At 72.3% G+C, this 19,833-nt stretch carries 15 protein-coding genes and 2 pseudogenes; 8 read left to right on the top strand and 9 right to left on the bottom strand.

Going from position 1 to position 19,833, the window contains the following annotated elements:
- Positions 1-38: 38 nt before the first annotated feature.
- The 4 genes from ACZ7G3_RS07890 to ACZ7G3_RS07905 form a co-directional block, all read right to left on the bottom strand.
- Complete coding sequence (locus ACZ7G3_RS07890; protein WP_426601733.1) at positions 39-491, bottom strand: phospholipase; 453 nt, start codon at positions 489-491, stop codon at positions 39-41.
- Positions 492-684: 193 nt separating this feature from the next.
- Complete coding sequence (locus tag ACZ7G3_RS07895; RefSeq protein ID WP_470924029.1) at positions 685-1,446, bottom strand: cupin domain-containing protein; 762 nt, start codon at positions 1,444-1,446, stop codon at positions 685-687.
- The gene (locus ACZ7G3_RS07900; protein ID WP_470924031.1) at positions 1,440-2,369 is read right to left on the bottom strand and encodes a DUF6807 domain-containing protein; all 930 of its coding nucleotides are present in this window, start codon (positions 2,367-2,369) and stop codon (positions 1,440-1,442) included. Before ACZ7G3_RS07900 ends, ACZ7G3_RS07895 begins: the two co-directional genes overlap by 7 nt.
- A complete protein-coding gene (locus ACZ7G3_RS07905; RefSeq protein WP_470924033.1) occupies positions 2,366-3,481 on the bottom strand; it encodes a Gfo/Idh/MocA family protein in 1,116 nt (371 codons plus the stop codon). The genes ACZ7G3_RS07900 and ACZ7G3_RS07905 overlap by 4 nt, the downstream gene beginning before the upstream one ends.
- A gap of 211 nt (positions 3,482-3,692) precedes the next feature.
- Between ACZ7G3_RS07905 and ACZ7G3_RS07910 the strand changes: the two genes are divergently transcribed.
- The 3 genes from ACZ7G3_RS07910 (at position 3,693) to ACZ7G3_RS07920 (ending at position 6,777) form a co-directional block, all read left to right on the top strand.
- On the top strand, positions 3,693-4,286 hold the full coding sequence (locus ACZ7G3_RS07910) for a Dps family protein (RefSeq protein WP_426518026.1): 594 nt from the start codon (positions 3,693-3,695) through the stop codon (positions 4,284-4,286).
- Positions 4,287-4,399: 113 nt separating this feature from the next.
- The gene (locus tag ACZ7G3_RS07915) at positions 4,400-5,464 is read left to right on the top strand and encodes an ABC transporter permease (RefSeq protein ID WP_470924036.1); all 1,065 of its coding nucleotides are present in this window, start codon (positions 4,400-4,402) and stop codon (positions 5,462-5,464) included.
- 110 nt (positions 5,465-5,574) lie between these two features.
- Positions 5,575-6,777 (top strand): cysteine desulfurase-like protein, encoded by a 1,203-nt coding sequence (locus ACZ7G3_RS07920; protein ID WP_470924037.1) that lies wholly within the window; start codon positions 5,575-5,577, stop codon positions 6,775-6,777.
- A 325-nt stretch (positions 6,778-7,102) separates the two neighbouring features.
- Here the strand turns inward: ACZ7G3_RS07920 and yicI are convergent, their stop codons facing one another.
- Positions 7,103-9,373 carry an alpha-xylosidase gene (yicI, locus tag ACZ7G3_RS07925; RefSeq protein WP_470924039.1) on the bottom strand — a complete coding sequence of 757 codons (2,271 nt, stop codon included), beginning with the start codon at positions 9,371-9,373 and terminating at the stop codon, positions 7,103-7,105.
- Positions 9,374-9,658: 285 nt separating this feature from the next.
- On the opposite strand from yicI, the gene ACZ7G3_RS07930 reads away from it, so the two are divergent.
- Genes ACZ7G3_RS07930 through ACZ7G3_RS07945 form a run of 4 tightly spaced genes read left to right on the top strand, consistent with a single transcriptional unit; the run spans position 9,659 to position 14,166 of the window.
- Positions 9,659-10,945 carry an ABC transporter substrate-binding protein gene (locus ACZ7G3_RS07930; RefSeq protein ID WP_426602269.1) on the top strand — a complete coding sequence of 429 codons (1,287 nt, stop codon included), beginning with the start codon at positions 9,659-9,661 and terminating at the stop codon, positions 10,943-10,945.
- Positions 10,946-10,956: 11 nt separating this feature from the next.
- On the top strand, positions 10,957-11,910 hold the full coding sequence (locus tag ACZ7G3_RS07935; RefSeq protein WP_426602268.1) for a carbohydrate ABC transporter permease: 954 nt from the start codon (positions 10,957-10,959) through the stop codon (positions 11,908-11,910).
- A 5-nt stretch (positions 11,911-11,915) separates the two neighbouring features.
- Positions 11,916-12,743, top strand: a complete 828-nt coding sequence (locus tag ACZ7G3_RS07940) for a carbohydrate ABC transporter permease (RefSeq protein ID WP_426518038.1) — start codon at positions 11,916-11,918, stop codon at positions 12,741-12,743.
- A 43-nt stretch (positions 12,744-12,786) separates the two neighbouring features.
- Entirely contained in the window at positions 12,787-14,166 is a 1,380-nt protein-coding gene (locus tag ACZ7G3_RS07945; protein WP_470924042.1) for a GH1 family beta-glucosidase, read from the top strand.
- A gap of 67 nt (positions 14,167-14,233) precedes the next feature.
- Here the strand turns inward: ACZ7G3_RS07945 and ACZ7G3_RS07950 are convergent.
- The 4 genes and pseudogenes from ACZ7G3_RS07950 to ACZ7G3_RS07965 form a co-directional block, all read right to left on the bottom strand.
- A pseudogene (locus ACZ7G3_RS07950) lies at positions 14,234-14,764 on the bottom strand (ROK family protein); the annotation flags it as partial.
- Positions 14,754-14,966: pseudogene (locus ACZ7G3_RS07955) on the bottom strand (response regulator transcription factor); the annotation flags it as partial. The pseudogenes ACZ7G3_RS07950 and ACZ7G3_RS07955, both read right to left, overlap by 11 nt.
- Positions 14,967-15,022: 56 nt before the next feature.
- Positions 15,023-16,282 carry a sensor histidine kinase gene (locus ACZ7G3_RS07960; protein ID WP_470924044.1) on the bottom strand — a complete coding sequence of 420 codons (1,260 nt, stop codon included), beginning with the start codon at positions 16,280-16,282 and terminating at the stop codon, positions 15,023-15,025.
- A gap of 217 nt (positions 16,283-16,499) precedes the next feature.
- Positions 16,500-17,822 (bottom strand): geranylgeranyl reductase family protein, encoded by a 1,323-nt coding sequence (locus ACZ7G3_RS07965; protein WP_470924046.1) that lies wholly within the window; start codon positions 17,820-17,822, stop codon positions 16,500-16,502.
- Between the two features lie 144 nt (positions 17,823-17,966).
- Between ACZ7G3_RS07965 and ACZ7G3_RS07970 the strand changes: the two genes are divergently transcribed.
- Positions 17,967-19,334, top strand: coding sequence for a dipeptidase (locus ACZ7G3_RS07970; RefSeq protein WP_426602257.1), 1,368 nt, complete (start codon positions 17,967-17,969; stop codon positions 19,332-19,334).
- Positions 19,335-19,833: the final 499 nt, after the last annotated feature.

Consider the following 19,833-nt stretch of genomic DNA (forward strand, 5'->3'; position numbering starts at 1 on the left):
AGCCCGTCGGCCCAGAGCCCTCACGGCCTGGCGGCCCGTCAGCCGAAAGCCTTCACGGCCTGGTAGTACGTCCACGCCGTGCCGTTGCAGGTGGTCTTGGTGGCGCCGCTGTAGCGGGCGCAGACACGCTTGAGGTCCTCGTAGAAGGCGCTGTCGAGGCGGGCCTTGTTGGCGCTGAAGGAGCCGGCGTCCTTGTAGTTGCGGTATCCGAAGTCGTGCCGTGCGCAGGAGGTGCTGAACGGGAAGCCGAACGGGTTGTCCGGCGAGGAGGAGCAGTAGTCGGTGGTCCAGTCGAACCCGTAGGCGGCCCAGGAGGACTGGTTCGCGCGCGCGGCGGTCCAGGCGTTGTAGCTCGACGCGCTGGTCTGGGTCCAGCTCGCGAGTACCTGCGGTTTGTCGGCGGGAGCGGCTTCGGCGGTCGCGGCGGTGGCGAAGACGGTGGTCACGGCCATGGCCGAGGCGGCGAGTCCGGTGGCGAGTCTGCGGCGCATTCCACACCTCCATGAGGCTGCGACCCGCCCATCGGGCCGCAGGTTCATGCCAAGATGATGCGCATCCCGGCCACCCCTTCACACATCTGCCGCCCTAATGGACCGTTAACTCTTCGGCCCGGCGGGAGATTCGGACCTGAACATCCGCCGTCCCGTCCTGACTGCCACTCAACTTCCCTGCCAGGCCCGTGGGCTACTCCCCCCGGTACGGCAGCGTGGTTCCCGGCAGCGCGTACTCGTCGCGGCGGCCGCACATGCCGTAGCCGCCGCGCCGGGTGGGTGCCGCCTCGTACGCGGTCGCCTCGGCGAGGTACGCCGGGTCGCCGTCGGCGAGCGCGTCGAGCTGGGTTCCGGTGCGCTCGGCGGCGGCCAGCGCACCGGACCGCCACAGCTCCCGCCAGCCGGGCACCTTGTCGCGCACCAGGCGGACCGCGGTCCGCCGGAACTCCCGGTACGGCCCGTCGTCCCCGGCGACGAGGGCCTCGCGCAGTCCCAGATAGCCCTCGACGGCGAGGTCCCTGCGGCGCCGGGCCGCCGCCTCCGTCTCCGGGCCGGTACCGGGTGGCAGCGCGGCCGCCGAGGCGTACGCCTCCGGATCGGCCAGTACCTCGGGCGGGAAGGTGAAGACGGCGTCCCCGGCCTCGGGCAGGCCGCTGTTCTGCATCAGCACCGTGACGCGCAGATCACCGCCCTGCACCATGCGGTGCACCGTGCCCGGCGTGAACCAGGCGACCGTACCCGGCTCCAGCGGGATGTCCCGGTAGCCGTCGGCGCCCAGCGTCTGCACCGAGCCGCGCCCGCCGGTGACGACGTACGCCTCCGTGCACACCAGGTGCAGGTGCGGGCTGCCGCCGCAGACGCCGTCGGCGGACGCCCAGTCGTAGGCGCTCAGGTGGGACAGGCCGACCGCGCCGGGCAGGGGATGGGGCGGTACGGGCCCGGAGTCCCTCACCACGGCAGGCCCTCCAGGTACGTCGCCACCCGGTCGCCGTCCCAGGCGCCTTCGGCGACCACCACGCGGTAGCGGTAGGCGAAGGACTCGCCCGGCGGCAGCTCGAACTCCTCGAAGAACGCCCAGGAGAACGCCACGGACGGGATCGGCTCGGCGCGCACGAACCAGTGGGAGGGATGGATGGCGGTCTTCTCGTCGAGGTTCTCGGGCGCGTGCGCGAAGACGAGCGTGGAGTGGCCGTCGGCGTCGTCGCGCTCGGCGGTGAAGGCGAGCCACGGGCCCTGGGTGCCCATCAGCGAGCCGGCGCCCGCCGCACCGCCCGGGGCGAAGGCGGTGCCGCCGGTGAAGTCCCGGGGACCGCGCCACTGGAGGCCGGTGTAGCCGGCCATCTCACGGCCCGCCGTGGTCGGGGAGCCGAACACCAGTGGCTCCGCCCGGATGTTGGTGAGCCGGATCGACCAGTCCAGGACCCACGCACCGGCCTCCTCGTCGACCGAGTGGACGGTCAGGCCGCGCTCCTCCCGGGCCCACTCGGCGCCGCCGTTCTCGATCCAGGTGAGGTTCTCGGTGATCGCGAGCCGGTCGTCCCCGACGGTGAAGCCGGGGAAGCCGTCGTGCCGCATCGAACCGACGCGCTCGGGCTTGCGCAGGTAACCCTCGCCGTGGACGTAGGAGTTGCCGCCCCAGAAGTTCTGGCCGGAGAGGTGACTGGCCGTCATCTGCAGGCCCTTGTGCCAGCGGTGGTCACTGGGGCGGTACCCGGTCACCGTGCGTCCGGCGAGGGTGCGCACCGGGTGGGCGTAGGGCTTGCGGGACTCGAAGGCCTCGGGGTCGGGGCGGTAGACGTAGCGGAGGATCTCGGTGCCGTTCGCCGCGGTGACCGCGACGTGGTCGCCGTGCGTGTGGCTGACGCGGAGGGTGCTCATGCGCGCTCCTCGGGGGTCCAGTCGGGGTGGTCGCCGTGCATGACCGAGTGGAAGGGGTCACCGGGCGCGATCTCGCCCGCGAGGACCGGCCGGCCGGTGAAGGCCGCCTTGTACAGGGCGGCGGCGAACTCCAGCGTGGCGCGGGCCTGAGGGCCGCTGCCGGGCGGCCTGGCGCCGGCGTCCCAGGCGTCCAGTACCGCGCCGAGCTGGGCGGTGTGGGAGCTGGGCACGTCCGCCGCCGGGGTGCGCCAGGCGGCGGCGCGCTCGGGGGCGACGTGCCGGGCCGGGGTGTAGGTCCAGTCGTCGTTGCGGTGCCCGTACAGGTGGGTCAGCTCCACGGTCGCGTCGGCGCAGTCGACGCGGACGCGGCTCACCTCGTCCGGCGAGAGCACGCTGTTGACGACGGTGGCGAGGGCGCCGTTCGCGAACCGCACCAGGGCGGTGGAGACGTCCTCGCTCTCGGTGTCGTGGACCAGCCGTGACGCCATGGCCCGCACCTCCGCCCAGGGGCCCAGCAGATGCAGCAGCAGGTCGTACTGGTGGATGCCGTGGCCCATGGTCGGACCGCCGCCCTCGGTGGCCCAGCGTCCGCGCCACGGCACGGCGTAGTAGGCGGCGTCGCGGTGCCAGGTCGTCTGGCAGTGCGCGACCAGCGGGGCGCCCAGCTCGCCGCTCGCGATCAGGTCGCGGGCGTGCGCGGCGCCCGAGCCGTACCGGTGCTGGAAGACCACGGACGCGTACGCGCCGGAGGCCTCCTCGGCCGCCGCGATGTCGTCGTACTCGGCGAGGGAGAGGCACAACGGCTTCTCGCACAGCACCCAGGCGCCCGCCTCGAGCGCGGCCACCGTCTGCTCCCGGTGCAGGGACGGCGGCGTGCCGATCAGGACGAGGTCGGGGCGTACGGCGTCCAGCATGGCGCCCATCGACGTGTACCCGGCGATGTCCCCGCCCGCCTCGGCCCGGAAGGCGTCGAGCCGGCCCGGGTCCACGTCCACGGCGGCGACCAGTTCCGTCCGGTCGGCGTGGGCTCGGAGGGCGGGCAGGTGGCCGCCGGTGACGATGGCACCGGTACCGACCACGGCGACCCGGCGGCGGGCTGGGAGTGGGGACATGCGGTCCTCCTCGGACGTCGGCGCACGACAGGCACGCGCACCGTTAGAAAGCGCTTTCACTCCGGCAGACCATAGGTGGGGAGTGAATGTCTGGACAACCCCCCAGCGTTTGCGGGCCCGGCATGCGGCTGGTCGACTGTCGCCGGGGGGACCGGAGCCGGTCGCAGCGCGCCGGCGCACTCTTCAGTCGTCGTCCCGAAGGAGTTCAGGCGTGAGCAACCCGAAGTCGTCGTCCGTGGAGCACCGGTCCGACGGCAGCCAGCCCTGGCTGCACCAGAAGGGCCGGACCATCCAGGAGTTCGGCACCGTCAAGCAGTTCCCCGTGGCGCTGACCATGGAGACCCGCCTCTACTCCTGCCAGCGGCTCAACAAGGTCCTGGCGGACACCCGGATCCTGCACGACCTGTACAAGAAGTACCACTGGCTCATGCGCGGGGCGACGTTCTACCAGCTGCACCTGCTGCTGGACAAGCACGCGGGCGAGCAACTGGAGCTGATCGACACCATCGCCGAGCGCGTCCAGACACTCGGCGGCGTCGCGATCGGCGACCCCCGGCACGTCGCCGAGATCACCACCGTGCCGCGTCCGCCGGACGGGGTGGAGGAGGTCCCGTCGATGCTGTCGCGGCTGCTGGAGGCGCACGAACTGATCCTGGCCGACTGCCACGACGCCGCGGCCCGCACCCAGGAGCTCGGCGACGACGGCACCAACGACCTCCTCGTCTCCGAGGTCGTGCGCACCAACGAGCTGCAGGCGTGGTTCGTGGCGGAGCATCTGGTGGACACTCCACTGGTGCACACCTGATCCCGTTCCGCACCACGTCCGCGGCCCCGCGGGGGCCGCCGTCACGCTCCGTGCACCCCCGGGCGACGGCGCTCTTGATGCCCTTTCGCCCCGGCCGTGAAAGCGTCCGGGGCATGGCCCACATGTCCCACGGCGCCCATGCCCAGCCTCCGACGCGCGGGCAGCGGTGGTCCACGTTCCGGCAGTCGCCCTTCTGGCCGGCCACCGTGCTGGTGCTGATCCTCGCGGCGGCCGCGGGCCTCTTCGCGGGTTCGTACACCTACTCGATGGCGGACCCGACGCCGCACTCGATCCCCACGGCCGTGGTCGGCTCGTACGAAGAGGCCCGTGGCCAGGACTTTCTGGACGGTCTGGAGAAGGCGCTGAACGCCTCGGTCAGGGTGCGTCCCTACGGGAGCGAGGCCGAAGCCCGCGAGGCGATGCAGGAGCAGGAGGTCTTCGCGATCTTCGAGCTGCGCGACGACGGACGGACCGCCGTGCTCGACCTGTCCAGCGCGTCGGGCGCCTCGGTCGCCCAGGTGCTGGCCGACACGGCCCCGGTCGTCGCGGAGCAGACCGGCGTCGCGGTCACCGTGCGCGACGTCAACCCCCTGCAGGACGGTGACCCGCGCGGTCTGGCGATCTTCTACATCTCCCTGGCCGCGGTGATCATCGGCTTCGTCGGGGCGATCCAGCTGAGCGTGCACGCGCGCTCCCTGACCCCGGTCGAACGCATCCTCTTCACGGCTGCCTACGCGCTGCTCGGCGGCTTCGCGATCGCCGCGACGGTGGACTGGCTGCTGGAAGCGCTCGACCTGCCGTTCGTCGAGTCGTGGCTGATCCTGGCGCTCACGATGTTCGCGTCCGGCATGGTCTTCACCATGTTCAACACCCTGTTCGGACGCTGGGCGATGCTGCCGACCTGGGGGCTGATGGTGCTCCTCGGCAATCCCTCCTCCGGCGGCGCGGTGTCCTGGCCGCTGCTGCCCTCCCCGCTGGGGACGATCGGCCAGTGGCTGCCGCCCGGGGCCTCGGTCAACGCGCAGCACACGGCCGTGTACTTCCAGGGCCACCAGCACGCTTTCCCGTTCCTGGTGCTGGGCGGGTGGGCTCTGCTGTCCTGTGCGGTCTTCTGGATCTGGCGGCACCGTCATCCCGGCGGCCGTGAGAAGCGGCCGGCGCACGCCGCCGACTCGTGACCCGTACGTCACGGGCGACCGGTCCGAACCCGTCCGTCACCCGCGTCTGTTCCGATCGCCGCCCTGCTGCGATCATGACGCGGGAGTCCCCGCCTTCGGTTGGAGTGCACATGGCCCTCGACGTCGACGCGATCCGCGCGCAGATACCCGCCCTGAAGTCCGGCTCCGCCCGCTTCGACGCACCGGGCGGCACCCAGACCCCGCAGCCCGTCATCGACGCCATCGGCGACGCGCTGGCCAGCCCGCTGGCCAACCGGGGCCGGACCACCGAGGGCGAACGCAACGCGGACGGCATCGTCGCGGACGCCCGGAGCGCGCTGGCCGACCTGCTGGGCACCGAGCCGCGGGGCGTCGTCCTCGGCCGCAGCGCCACACAGCTCTCCTACGACCTGTCCCGGACGCTCGCCAAGACCTGGGGGCCGGGCGACGAGGTGGTCGTCACCCGCCTCGACCACGACTCCAACATCCAGCCCTGGACGCAGGCGGCGGAGGCGGCCGGCGCGAGCGTGCGCTGGGCGGACTTCGACCCGGCCACCGGGGAACTGCTGCCCGAGCACATCGAGGCGGTGCTCTCGCCGCGCACCCGGCTGGTCGCGGTGACGGCCGCGTCCAACCTGATCGGCACCATGCCCGACCTGCCGGCCATCGCCCGCGCGGTGCACGACGTCGGCGCGCTGCTCCACGTCGACGCGGTGCACTACGCCTCGCACGCCGTCGTCGACCTGGCCGCGCTCGGCGCGGACACGCTGGTGTGCTCGCCGTACAAGTTCCTCGGTCCGCACCTCGGGGTGCTGGCGGCCCGGCCCGAGTTCCTGGAGACACTGCGGCCCGACAAGCTGCTGCCCTCCAGTGAGGCCGTCCCCGAGCGTTTCGAGCTGGGCACGCTGCCGTACGAACTGCTGGCCGGCGCCCGTGCCGCGGTGGACTTCCTCGCGGGCCTGGACCCCGACGCGCGGGGCGGCCGCCGGGACCGGCTGGTCGCCTCCTTCGCGGCACTGGAAACCCACGAGGACGCGCTGCGCGGGCGGATCGAGCGGGGGCTGGCGGACCTCGGCGGGATCACCGTGTACGCGCGGGCCGCGCGGCGCACGCCGACCCTGCTGTTCACCGTGGCGGGCCTGCGCCCGGCCGACGTCCACCGGCGGTTGGCCGAGCGGGCTGTGGACGCGCCCGCCGGATCCTTCTACGCCGTGGAGGCCTCGCGCCGGCTGGGTCTCGGCGACGAGGGCGGCGTGCGGGTCGGGCTCGCGCCGTACAGCGGCGCGGACGACGTGGACCGCCTGCTGACGGCGCTGGCCGGCCTCGACCGCTGACCCCGCTCCCGCCGGGGCCCCACCACACCGCCCACGGCCCACACCGGCGCCGACCCACCGGCCTCCCGCCGACGCCCCGCGCCTTGCGGAGGCCGCGCACCGGCCGCGGCCGGGCGGCAGCCAGGCTGCGGCTGGGGCCGGGCGGCAGCCACGCTGCGGCTGGGGCCGGGCGGAGACGGCGGCGTACGACCGCCGGCCGCCGCGGACGCCGGGGGCGTGCTCACCATCACCCGCCCGCGGCCCCGCGCACGCCGCGGGCGGCGGCCGTGGCCAGGCGGCAGCCTCCCGCGGCCCCGCCCGCGCCCGGGGCCGCTCACTGCCCGGCTCAGGCCAGGGCGACGCTCACCTCCCCGGCGCCCTCCGCGCTCGCCCCGCCCGCGACCCGCACCGTGAACGGGCGGTCGGTACCGCTCGCGGTGACCCGCAGGACGTCCCCGTCCCGTCGCACACGGAACGTCGCGGCGGGGGCGCCCAGCAGGTCGGGCACGGTGACCTCGGCCGCGTAGTCGGGTCCGGCGGGCGGGTGGACCAGCAGGGTCGGGGCGTCCAGCCAGTCGCCGTCGGGACGGCGGTCGTCACAGGCCAGCGGCAGGACGGCGCCCTCCCGGACGTACAGCGGCAGGCTGTCGTAGTCGTGCCGTTCGGTGCGCCAGACGGGGCCGGTGACGCGCTCGCCGGACAGGAGGTGGGTCCAGGTGCCCTCGGGGAGGTAGACCTCGACCTCTCCTTCCTCGGTGAAGACCGGGGCGACCAGGAGGTCGGGGCCGAGCATGTACTGGCGGTCCAGCGGGCGGCAGCCCGGGTCGTGCGGGTACTCCAGGAGCATCGGCCGCATCATCGGCACGCCGGTGTGGTGGGCCTCCGCGGCGACGCCGTACAGGTAGGGCATCAGGCGGTGCTTGAGGAGGGTGAAGCTCCGGGCGACGTCGACCGCCTCCTCGCCGAACTCCCACGGCACCCGGTACGACGAGGAGCCGTGCAGCCGGCTGTGCGAGGAGAGCAGGCCGAAGGCCAGCCAGCGCTTGAAGACCGCCGGGTCGGGCGTGCCCTCGAAGCCGCCGATGTCGTGGCTCCAGAAGCCGAAGCCGCTCAGGGACAGGGACAGGCCGCCCCTCAGCGACTCGGCCATCGCCTCGAAGGACGACCAGCAGTCGCCGCCCCAGTGGACGGGGTACTGCTGGCCGCCCGCGGTCGCGGAGCGGGCGAAGAGGACGGCCTCGCCCTGTCCGCGCTCCTTCTCGAGGAGTTCGAAGACGGTGCGGTTGAACAGGTGGGTGTAGTAGTTGTGCATGCGCTCCGGGTCGGAGCCGTCGTGCCAGACGACGTCGGTGGGGACGCGCTCGCCGAAGTCGGTCTTGAAGCAGTCCACGCCCTGGTCGAGCAGCGGCTTGAGCTTCCCGGCGAACCAGTCGCGGGCGTCGGGGCTGGTGAAGTCGACCAGGCCCATGCCGGCCTGCCACAGGTCCCACTGCCAGACGTCGCCGTCCGGCCGGCGCACCAGGTGTCCGAGTGCGGCGGCCTCGTCGAAGAGGGGGGACTTCTGGGCGATGTAGGGGTTGATCCAGGCGCTGACCTTCAGCCCCTTGGCCTTGAGCCGGGCGAGCATGCCGTCCGGGTCGGGGAAGACGTCCGGGTCCCACTGGAAGTCGCACCACTGGTACTCGCGCATCCAGAAGCAGTCGAAGTGGAAGACGGTCAGCGGGATGCCCCGCTCGGCCATGCCGTCGACGAACTTCGTCACCGTCTCCTCGTCGTAGGAGGTGGTGAAGGACGTGGTGAGCCACAGGCCGAAGGACCAGGCGGGCGGCAGGGCGGGGCGGCCGGTGAGGGCGGTGTAGCGGGTGAGGACGTCCTTGGGGGTGGGGCCGGCGACGACGTAGTACTCCAGCGACTGGTCCTCGACGCTGAACTGCACCTGGCCGACGGACTCGGAGCCGACCTCGAAGGAGACGGCGCCGGGGTGGTTGACGAAGACCCCGTAGCCGCGGGAGGAGAGGTAGAACGGGATGTTCTTGTAGGCCTGCTCGCTGCTGGTGCCGCCGTCGGCCTGCCACATGTCGACGACCTGGCCGTTCTTGACGAACGGGGTGAAGCGTTCGCCGAGGCCGTAGATCTGCTCGCCGACGCCGAGGGCGAGCCGGCTCAGCATGTGGTGCGCGCCGTCGCCCGTGGTGGCGAACGCGGTGCTCTTGGCATTGGCGTGGGTGAGCTCGCGTCCGTCCGCGTCGTGGAAGCTGAGGCCCCAGGGCCCCTCGCGGTCCAGGCGGAGGGTCAGCGGGCCGCTGGTCAGCTCGGTGACCGTGCCGTCCTGGCGCACCTCGCCGGCTCCGTCCGCCGCGCCCGCGAGGGCGAAGTCGGGGCCCGGCCGGCGCTTGCCGGCGTGGTGGGTGACGCGGACGCCGATGACGCCCTCGGTGGGAGAGAAGCACTCGACCGTGAGGAGCGGCGCGTTGAGCGTGTCCCCCCTCCGCGTCACCTTCTTCACGGCGGCATGGGCGGTGAAGCGCTTCGATTCGGGGCGCACATCGCGTACCTCGGTGGCGTACGAGAGATGCACGCCGTCACGGATGAGCCAGAAGCCGTCGGTGAACTTCATGATCTTCCTTGGGTGCGGCGGGAGCTGTCGGATGGGAGCACGGGGGCCGTCTCACAGCGTTTTGATCGTACACAAAACAAATCCGTCCGCAGAGGGCTTCGTAGCTACTTCACTGTCCTGAACAGGCCTGATTACCCACCAGAACAGTCCACTCACCCCACGAAGTGGCGAGACCGGGGCCACTTTGCTCTAGCGCGTCGGCAGGTCCTTGACGTATTAGTCATCACATCAAACAAAACGGTCCGGCAAGGAAGCCGGACGGTACGACAGCAAGGGCCCCGCACCATGTCGAAGCGCTTCACCTCGCTCGCCTTGACAGCACACCCTCCGGCTGCCACACACCGCGGGCGAGGACGCTCACGCCGAGCCGTCGCCCCGTTCGCCGCCGTCTCCGTCCTGGTCGCCGGAGCGGCGCTCACGGGCTGCGGACAGCAGCGCGACGCCGACGTGTACACCGTGATGAACTCCTCGACCGACGAGTCGTACCACCGGTGGGACGCGGAGGCGATGGCCCGCTGCGGCAAGCAACTGGGCATCACTATCGAGCAGCAGAGCGTCCCGGCGGCGCAGGTGATGACGAAGGCCCTGCGCATGGCATCGTCCAAGTCGCTGCCCGACATCGTGCAGTTCGACGCGTCGGAGATGCCGACGTTCGCCGACGCGGGCGGACTCGTCGACCTCGAGTCCCTCGGGCTGAGCACCGACGGCGTCCCCGAGGGCATCGTCGACTTCGGCTCGTACGAGGGGACGTACTACGGTGCGGCGCGCTCCGTGAACACCCTCGCGCTCTTCTACAACAAGGACGTCCTCGACAAGGCGGGCGTCGAGGTGCCCGCCACCTGGGCCCAGCTGCGGGAGAGCGCGAAGAGGCTCACCCAGGGCAAGCAGTACGGGCTGGCGCTCAGCGCGGGCGGCGCGGAGGACGGTGTCTTCCAGTTCACCCCGTTCATGTGGTCGAACGGCGGTGACGAGACCGACCTGGACAGCCCGCAGGTCGTCGAGGCCCTCGACTACTGGAAGGGTCTGCTGCAGGACGGCTCGCTGTCGAAGTCCACGGTCAACTGGACGCAGGCGGACGTCAACGACCAGTTCATGGCCGGCAACGCGGCGATGATGATCAACGGGCCGTGGCAGGTGGAGACCCTCAACACCGACAAGTCGTTGAACTGGGGCATCGCCCCCATTCCCGTGCCCGAGGCCGGCGACGACTCGGTGGGCCCGCTCGGCGGCGCCGTGCTCACCGTGCCCAACACCGGTGACGAGGCGCGGGAGAGGACCGCCGCGAAGATCGTGGCCTGTCTGGCGAGCGAGAAGGAGCAGCTGACCTACGCGCTCAACAGCTGGATGGTCCCGGCCAACGCGAAGGCCGCCGCCGCCTGGCGCGAACGGGTGCCCGAGCTGGACTCCCTCGCCGACCAGGTGGCCGTCGCACGGTCCCGGACGGCGAAGCTCGGCGCCGGCTGGTCGAGCGTGTCGCTCGCCCTGCAGAGCGCCTTCCAGTCCGCCCTGACCGGCCAGTCCAGCGAGGCCGCCCTGAAGCGCGCCCAGCAGCGGGCCACGAGCGGGAACTGAGGAACACGCCCATGACCACGCCCACCGTCACCGCACAGACGCCCGCCGAGGCGTCCACGACGGCCGCCGCGCCGGACCCGGACCGGCTCAGGCGCCGGCGCCGGCTCGCCCAGTGGGGGTTCGTCGCCCCCGCCGTCGTCTTCATGCTGCTGTTCTTCGGCTACCCGCTCGTCCGCAACGTCGTGATGAGCTTCCAGCACTACACGCCGAAGACCTTCTTCACCGGTGAGGCGCCCTTCAACGGCGCCGACAACTGGTCCAACGTGTTCCAGGACGCCCTGTTCGGCAAGGCGCTGTGGCACACCCTCGTCTTCACCGCGGGATCGCTGGTCGGGCAGTTCTGCATCGGCATGGCGCTCGCGGTGTTCTTCAGCCGCAGGTTCCCGCTGAACGGGGTCCTGCGTTCGCTGATCCTGCTGCCCTGGCTGGTACCCATGGTGGTGTCCGGCATCGTCTGGCGGCGCATCCTCGACCAGGACACGGGCGTGCTGAACTCGTTCCTGGACACCGTCGGGATCGGCGGCAGCACACCCTGGCTGACCAGCCCGGAGATGGCCCTGGTGTCGGTCATCCTGGTCAACATCTGGATCGGTATCCCGTTCAACATGGTCATCCTGTACGGCGGTCTCCAGGAGATCCCGAAGGAACTGCACGAGGCGGCCGCCCTCGACGGCGCCTCGGCGTGGCGGACCTTCCGATCCGTCACCCTGCCGGTGCTCAAGCCCGTCATCACCGTCGTGCTCGTGCTCGGTTTCATGTCGACGGTCAAGATCCTCGACCTGATCCTCGCGCTCACCGACGGCGGGCCGGCGGACGCGACCCAGACGCTGGGCACGCTCACGTACCAGAACTCGTTCGTCCAGCTGGACTTCGGCGCGGGCGCCGTCGTCGGCAACGTACTCATCCTGATCTCCGCCGTGTTCGCGGTGTTCTACCTGCGGGCCAACCGCACCGAGGGGAAGTGACGTCCATGGCCTCCCACACGCCCACAGCCTCCCGGCGCCGCTGGGGTTCCACCGTCGCCGGCGTTCTCGTCCTCGGCGTGATGCTGTTCCCGCTGTACTGGATGCTCAACACCGCGCTCCAGCCCGAGTCCGGGCTGCTCCAGGTCGACCCGGTGCCGGGCAGCCTGGACCTGTCCGGCTTCTCGAAGGCCATCAGCGACCAGGGCGGGCACCTGCTCACCTCGCTGGCCGTCTCGCTCGGCGCGGTCGCCATCTGCCTGCTCATCTCGGCACCGGCGGCGTACGGCCTGGCACGCTTCGGGCTGCGCGGCTCGCGCACGATCGTGTTCGGCACGCTGATCACCCAGATGGTGCCGGGCATCGTCATCGCCAACGCGCTGTACAACTCGTACGTGGACCTGGGCCTGGTCAACTCCTACTTCGGTCTGATGCTGGCGGACGCCTCGCTGGGCATCCCGTTCTCCATCGTGCTGATGCGCTCCTTCATGGTGTCGATCCCGGGCGAGGTGATCGAGGCCGCGCAGATCGACGGCGCCGGGCCGGTGCGGACGTTCACGCGGGTCGTGCTGCCGATGAGCCGCAATTCGCTGATCACGTCGGGGCTGTTCGCGTTCCTGTTCTCGTGGAGCGACTTCATGTTCGCGCTCACCCTGAACACGACCGACGAGGTCAAGCCCATCACGCTGGGTATCTACCAGTACATCGGCGCGCACGTCGGCGACTGGGGCTCGGTGATGGCCGCCTCCGTGCTCTCCGCGGTGCCGGCGGCGATCCTGCTCGTCCTCGCCCAGAAGTACATCGCCGCCGGGATCACCGGCGGCTCCGTCAAGTGACCCGCGTATGCGGCCTCGTACACATGGAGATGAGCTTCACAGCATGAGTGACTTCCCCAGTTTTCCGCCCGGTTTCGTGCTCGGCGCCGCGACCGCCTCGTACCAGATCGAGGGCGCGGCACGAAAGGACGGCCGCGGTCCGTCGATCTGGGACACGTACAGCCACACCCCCGGCCTGGTGGTGAACGGCGACACCGGCGACGTGGCCTGCGACCACTACCACCGCTACCCCGAGGACGTGGCGCTGCTGCGCGACCTGGGGGTGGACTCGTACCGCTTCTCGATCGCCTGGCCGCGCATCGTGCCGGAAGGCTCGGGCGCGGTGAACCGGAAGGGCCTGGACTTCTACTCCCGCCTGGTCGACGAGCTGCTGGCGGCGGGCATCGAGCCGGCCGCCACCCTCTACCACTGGGACCTTCCCCAGGCCCTGGAGGACCGGGGTGGCTGGCGGGTGCGGGAGACGGCGGAGCGGTTCGCCGAGTACACGGCCGTGGTCGCGGAGCACCTGGGCGACCGGGTGCCGCGCTGGATCACGCTCAACGAGCCGTGGTGCAGCTCCTTCCTCGGCTACTCCATCGGAAGGCACGCTCCCGGCGCCAAGGAGGGCCGGGGCGCGCTGGCGGCCGCCCACCACCTGCTGGTCGGCCACGGGCTGGCGGTGCGCGCCCTGCGGGCGGCCGGGGTGCGTGAGGTGGGCATCACGCTCAACCTGGACCGCAACCTGCCGGCCACCGACTCCCCCGCCGACCTGGCGGCCGTGGTCCGCGCGGACACCCAGCACAACCTGGTGTGGACCGAGCCGATCCTCGCGGGCCGCTACCCGGCCACCGAGGAGGAGACCTGGGGCGAGCTGATCACCGGGGAGGACTTCCGGCGGGACGGCGACCTGGAGCTGATCTCCCAGCCGCTGGACTTCCTCGGCGTCAACTACTACCGGCCGATCGTGGTCGCCGACGCCCCGCACCGCGAGAGCGACCCGGCGCGGCGGGTGGCCACGGACAACCGCTACGAGGAGGTCCGGCACCCGGGCGTCCGGCACACCGCGATGAACTGGCCGGTCGTCCCGGACAGCTTCACCGACCTGCTCGTCCGGCTGAAGAAGCAGTACGGTGACGCGCTGCCGCCGATCCACATCACGGAGAACGGCTCGGCGGAGGACGACGCGCCCGCCGCCGACGGCACGGTGCACGACGCCGACCGCGTCGCCTACCTGCGCGACCACCTCACCGCGCTGCGGGCCGCGATGGACGCGGGAGTGGACGTACGCGGGTACTACGTGTGGTCGCTGCTGGACAACTTCGAGTGGGCGTACGGCTACGACAAGCGCTTCGGCATCGTCCGGGTCGACTACGACACGCAGGAGCGCACGCCGAAGGACAGCTACCACTGGTACCGGGAGATGATCGCCGCGAACCGGGGCTGACCCGGAGCGCGGCCGGTCTGGAGCAGCCGGCCCGGAGCGGGGGGCCTCGGCCGGGCGGCCCCCCGCGTCAGCTCCGCTCCCGCTCGGCGTACGCCGACGGGTCGGCCAGCACCTCCCGGACGATCACGCCCGCCGCACCCCGGGCCGCGTCCCCGAGGGACGAGGAGGGCCGCAGCCGCTTCCCGTCCTCGCTCCACAGCCCGGAGACGACACGCAGGGCGAGCTCGCGGTCGACGGCGGGGGCCACCCAGTCCATCAGCTCGCGGTAGACGCCGCCGAGCATCACCGCGTCCGGGTCGAAGAGGTTCACCGCGCCCGACAGGACGACGCCCAGTTGCCGCCCGGCGCGCTCGATCGCCGACAGGGCGGCCGGGTCGCCCCGCCGGGCACGGCGTTCGAGCTCGGCGACGCCCTGCACGCCCGCGTCCGCGTCGATGCCCGCGGCCTTGAGCAGCGCGGCCTGTCCGGCGTACTGCTCCAGGCAGCCGCGGGCTCCGCACCGGCACAGCGGGCCTTCCGGATCGACGACCATGTGCCCGATCTCCCCGGCGAAGCCGTGCGCGCCGCGCAGCAGCTCGCCGCCCAGCCCCGGTGACCCGGCGGGTGGCGGCCAGGCCGTCGAGGAGGGGCATGCGGATGTCCATCAGGACGACGTCGGGGCGCAGTTCGCTGATCGCGCGCACCGCCTCCTCGCCGTCGGCGGCCTCTCCGGCCACCTCGATGTCCGGCTGGGCGTCCAGCAGCGCCCGGAAGCCGGCACGTACCAGTAACTGGTCGTCGGCGAGCAGTACGCGGATCACCGGTCGTCCTCCTTCACGTCGTCGACGTCGTTGACATCCGTGGGGTGCTTCACGGTCTAGGCGTGCTTCACGTCGCCGGCGCGCTTCACGGGCTCGGCGTGCTCCACATCGACCGGCAGGGTCGCGAGGACCCGGAAGCCGCCGTCGGGGCGCGGGCCCGCCTCGATGGTGCCGGCCAGTGCCGCCGCCCGCTCCCGCATGCCGGCCAGCCCGTTGCCGCTGCCGCCCGCCTCGGCACCGGTCGCGGGGCCGTCGTCGTCGACGCGCAGCCGCAGCGTGCTCCCGTCCCGGCCGAGGTGCACGCGCGCGTGCCGCGAACCCGAGTGCCGTACGACGTTGGTGAGGGCCTCCTGGACGATGCGGAACGCGGCCAGGTCCGCACCGGGCGACAGCCGCGGCGGCTCCCCCTCGACCTCGACGGTGAGACCCGCGCTCGCCGCCTGTTCGACCAGTTCGGGCAGCCGGTCGAGCCCGGGAGCGGGGGCGCGCGGCGCGGCGCCGGGGGTGCGGAGTGTGTCGAGGACCTGGCGCACCTGTCCGAGCGACTCCTTGCTCATGGCCTTGATGGTGGTGAGCGCGGTGCGTGCCTGCTCGGGATCGTTGTCGAGGAGGGCGAGACCGACGCCCGCCTGCACGTTGATGACGGAGATGCTGTGGGCGAGGACGTCGTGCAGTTCGCGGGCGATCCGCAGCCGCTCCTCGTCGGCGCGCCGCCTGGCCGCCTGGGCCTGTTCGGCCCGGTCCCGCGCCCACTGCTCCCGTCGGGTCCGGGTCAACTCCGACAGTGCCACGATGGCCACCACCCAGGTGGCGATCACGATCTCCTGCCCCCAGGAAGCGGCCGAGTCCCCGGACGGTGGCAGCCACCGGTAGAGCCAGTGTGTCAGCAGGGCCAGCCCGGCCCACATCACCGCCATCGCGGTCCACGCGGCCCTGCGGTGCCCGGCTACGACGGCGCTGAAGCAGGCCACCGCGACGGCCACGAGCACCGGCCCGGACGGGTATCCGACGAGCAGGTAGACCAGGGTGGTGACCACCGTGCCGAACACGACGGGCACCGGATACCGCAGCCGCCACAGCAGGGCCGCTCCGGTCAGGAACAGCAGCACGCGCGCGAAGAGGTCCAGTGGGACCCGTTCGTCCGCCTGGACGTGGGCGGCGAAGTTGGAGCTGAACAGCACGAACGCCGTGATCAGCATCGTGGGGCGCCAGGGCCATCGGTCGCGGTGCTCCTCCGTGCCCCGGTGGTTCCACCACGGGGGCACGTGCCGCCACCACTGCGGCGGCCCGCCCCCGTGCCCGCGCTTCCCGTCCATGCCGCCACGCTAGACGCCGTGCGCGGGGAAGGCGTCACCCGCGCGAGGTGATCACACGTACTCCCGGGGAAGTACGTCCTCCCCCTCCCCTCCCTCCCGGCGCTACCTCGAACGCTGGAGGGCGGACGCCGGGATCTTCTTCAACGGCGTAGGCCACGGCTCGTCGGACACGGAGCCGTGCCGCATGGCGCCCGACCCCCGGCCTTCCGGATCGAGGTCAGGAGCCGGCCTCGTCTCCCGCGGTGCCCGCCGTGCCCGCGGCGCCCCGGGTGTCCGCCGCATCCGTGCTGCGCGCGGAGTCCGGAGCGGCTGCGGAGTCCGCCGCGCCCGCCTGCCGGCGGTCTATCGCCGCCAGCGCCCGCTGCGCCAGCGGGTGGCTGCGGACCAGCTCACCCAGCGAGGTCGAGCCCTGCGTGATGTCCTTGAACGCCTTCCAGGCCGGGCGGAAACCGGTCAGGGCCGCGTGGAAGAGCCCCGGCCGGCGCTCGAACAGCGCCAGCATCCGCTTGCCGACACTCATCTCGACACCGAGCCCGGCCTTGATGGCGAAGGCGTAGTTCAGGGCCTGCCTGCGCGCGTCCACCGCGTCGTGCGCCTCGGAGATCCGCACCGCCCACTCGCCCGCGAGCCGTCCGGACCGCAGCGCGAAGGAGATCCCCTCACGCGTCCACGGTTCCAGCAGCCCCGCCGCGTCCCCGCAGACCAGGACCCGGCCGCGCGACAGCGGCGAGTCGTCGGCACGGCAGCGCGTCAGGTGGCCGGAAGAGACGCTGGGCTCGAAACCGGCGAGGCCGAGCCGGCCGACGAAGTCCTCCAGGTACCGCTTGGTCGCCGCGCCCTCGCCGCGCGCCGAGATCACACCGACCGTGAGCGTGTCGCCCTTGGGGAAGACCCAGCCGTAACTGCCGGGCAGCGGCCCCCAGTCGATGAGGACCCGTCCCTTCCAGTCCTCGGCGACCGTCTCCGGCACCGGGATCTCCGCCTCCAGACCGAGGTCGACCTGGTCGAGCTTCACCCCGACGTGCGCCCCTATCCGGCTGGCGCTGCCGTCCGCGCCGACGACCGCCCGGGCGAGCACGGTCTCGCCGCCCTGCAGGACGACGGCGACCGTGCGCCGGTCCGGCACCGCCGCCCCGTGCTGCTCCACCCGCGTCACGGTCGCACCGGTACGCAGTTCGGCACCCGCCTTCTGCGCGTGCTCGACGAGCTGCTGGTCGAACTCGGGCCGGTTGATCAGCCCGAACAGCATCTGCCGGGAGCGCCGGGTCCGGGTGAAGCGCCCGTTGTTCGAGAACGTCACCGCGTGCACACGGTCCCGGAAGGGCAGCTCGAAGCCGGGCGGGAGGGTGTCGCGCGAGGGACCGATGATGCCGCCGCCGCACGTTTTGTAGCGGGGCAGCTCCGCCTTCTCCAGCAACAGCACGCGCCGCCCCGCGACCGCCGCCGCATAGGCGGCCGAGGCCCCCGCGGGTCCCGCGCCCACCACGACCACGTCCCAGACCTGACGCGCGTCGTCCGCCGAAGAGTTCTCGCTGCTCACGATGGTCTACCGCTCCCAACAAACCGCATGCCGCACCTGACCCCCGCATCCTACGGCGACCATCGCCGCAGGCCACTGTGGGAGGATCGGCCTACCAATCCCCGTACTCATCGGTACAACGTCGCACCCACAAGGAGCGTGCCCATGTCGTCGAATCCGGTCGCCGAGACCGTCTCCTCCCTGATGCCCAGGGCGAAGGAGGAGCTCACCGCACTGGTGGCCTTCAAGTCGGTGGCGGACTTCGACCAGTTCCCGCGCAGCGAGAGCGTGGGCGCCGCCAACTGGATCGCGGCGGCGCTGCGCGCCGAGGGCTTCCAGGACGTGGACCTGCTCGACACGCCGGACGGCACGCAGTCGGTGTACGGGTACCTGCCCGGGCCCGAGGGCGCGAAGACGGTCCTGCTCTACGCCCACTACGACGTGCAGCCGCCGCTGGACGAGGCCGGCTGGGTCACCCCTCCGTTCGAACTGACCGAGCGCGACGGCCGCTGGTACGGGCGCGGCGCCGCCGACTGCAAGGGCGGCGTGCTCATGCACCTGCTCGCGCTGCGCGCGCTGAAGGCGAACGGGGGCGTGCCGGTGCACGTCAAGGTGATCGCCGAGGGTTCGGAGGAGCAGGGCACGGGCGGCCTGGAGCGGTACGCCGAGCAGCACCCCGAGTTGCTGGCCGCCGACACGATCGTCATCGGCGACGCGGGCAACTTCCGGGTCGGTCTGCCGACGGTCACCTCGACGCTGCGCGGCATGACCCTCGTCCGCGTCCGCGTCGACACGCTCGAGGGCAACCTGCACTCCGGCCAGTTCGGCGGCGCGGCGCCCGACGCGCTGGCCGCCCTGATCCGCGTACTGGACTCGCTGCGCGCCGAGGACGGTTCGACGGCCGTCGACGGACTGGCCGCGGACAGCGAGTGGGAGGGTCTGGCGTACGAGGAGGAGCAGTTCCGCCGGGACGCCCGGGTGCTGGACGGCGTGGAGCTGATCGGTTCCGGTTCGATCGCCGACCGGATCTGGGCGCGGCCGGCCGTCACGGTGCTCGGCATCGACTGCCCGCCGGTCGTCGGCGCCACCCCGTCGGTGCAGGCGGGTGCCCGTGCGCTGGTGAGCCTGCGGGTGCCGCCGGGCGTGGACGCCGCCGAGGCCACCAAGCTGCTCCAGGCCCACCTGGAGGCGCGTACGCCGTGGGGCGCCCGGGTGGACGTCGAGCAGATCGGCCAGGGCCAGGCGTTCCGCGCCGACACCTCCAGCCCTGCGTACCAGGCCATGGCCGACGCCATGGCGGTGGCGTATCCGGGCGAGGAGATGCAGTACGCCGGTCAGGGCGGGTCCATCCCCCTGTGCAACACCCTGGCGGCGCTCTACCCGCAGGCGGAGATCCTGCTGATCGGCCTGAGCGAGCCGGAGGCGCAGATCCACGCCGTGAACGAGAGCGTGTCCCCCGAGGAGCTGGAGCGGCTGTCGGTCGCCGAGGCGCTGTTCCTGCGCAACTACGCGGCGAGCCGCGTGACCCGCTGACCCCGGACGGCCACGCCCGGCCGCCCGCGCTCCAGCCGGTTCCGGCTCGGGTTCGGCCGTCGGTGGCAGGTTCCCGTCGCCTGGCGCGGACCTGCCACCGACGGCCGTCGCACGAACCTCGTCGGGCTCCTCCCTCCGGCGCCTGCCGCGCTTCCCGGTCGCCGGCCCGTCTCCGGGGCGACGGCGGCAACCTGACGCTGCTGCTCGGCACCGGGCCGGCCCGGTCCGGGGCGGGCATCGCCGCGTCGGCCGAGTGCCGTCCCACGCCCGGGAGACACCGGTCGTACGGGGCGGCGGGGCGCCGGGCCCGCCACCCGGATTCCACCGTCGCCACATCGTCACATCGCCGGTGGGCGGCGTGGCGTCGCTCGCCTGTCGGGGCGCTGCCCGACGGCGCGGTGTCGCCCGGTGTCCGCGCCGGCCGGGACCGGGCCGTCGGCTCCTTCGGACGGTTGGCGGGCCACCCCCGATGCGGAGGTGACCTGCTTCGGTCACCGCG

It is taken from the genome of Streptomyces sp. NPDC037271 (assembly GCF_055603605.1).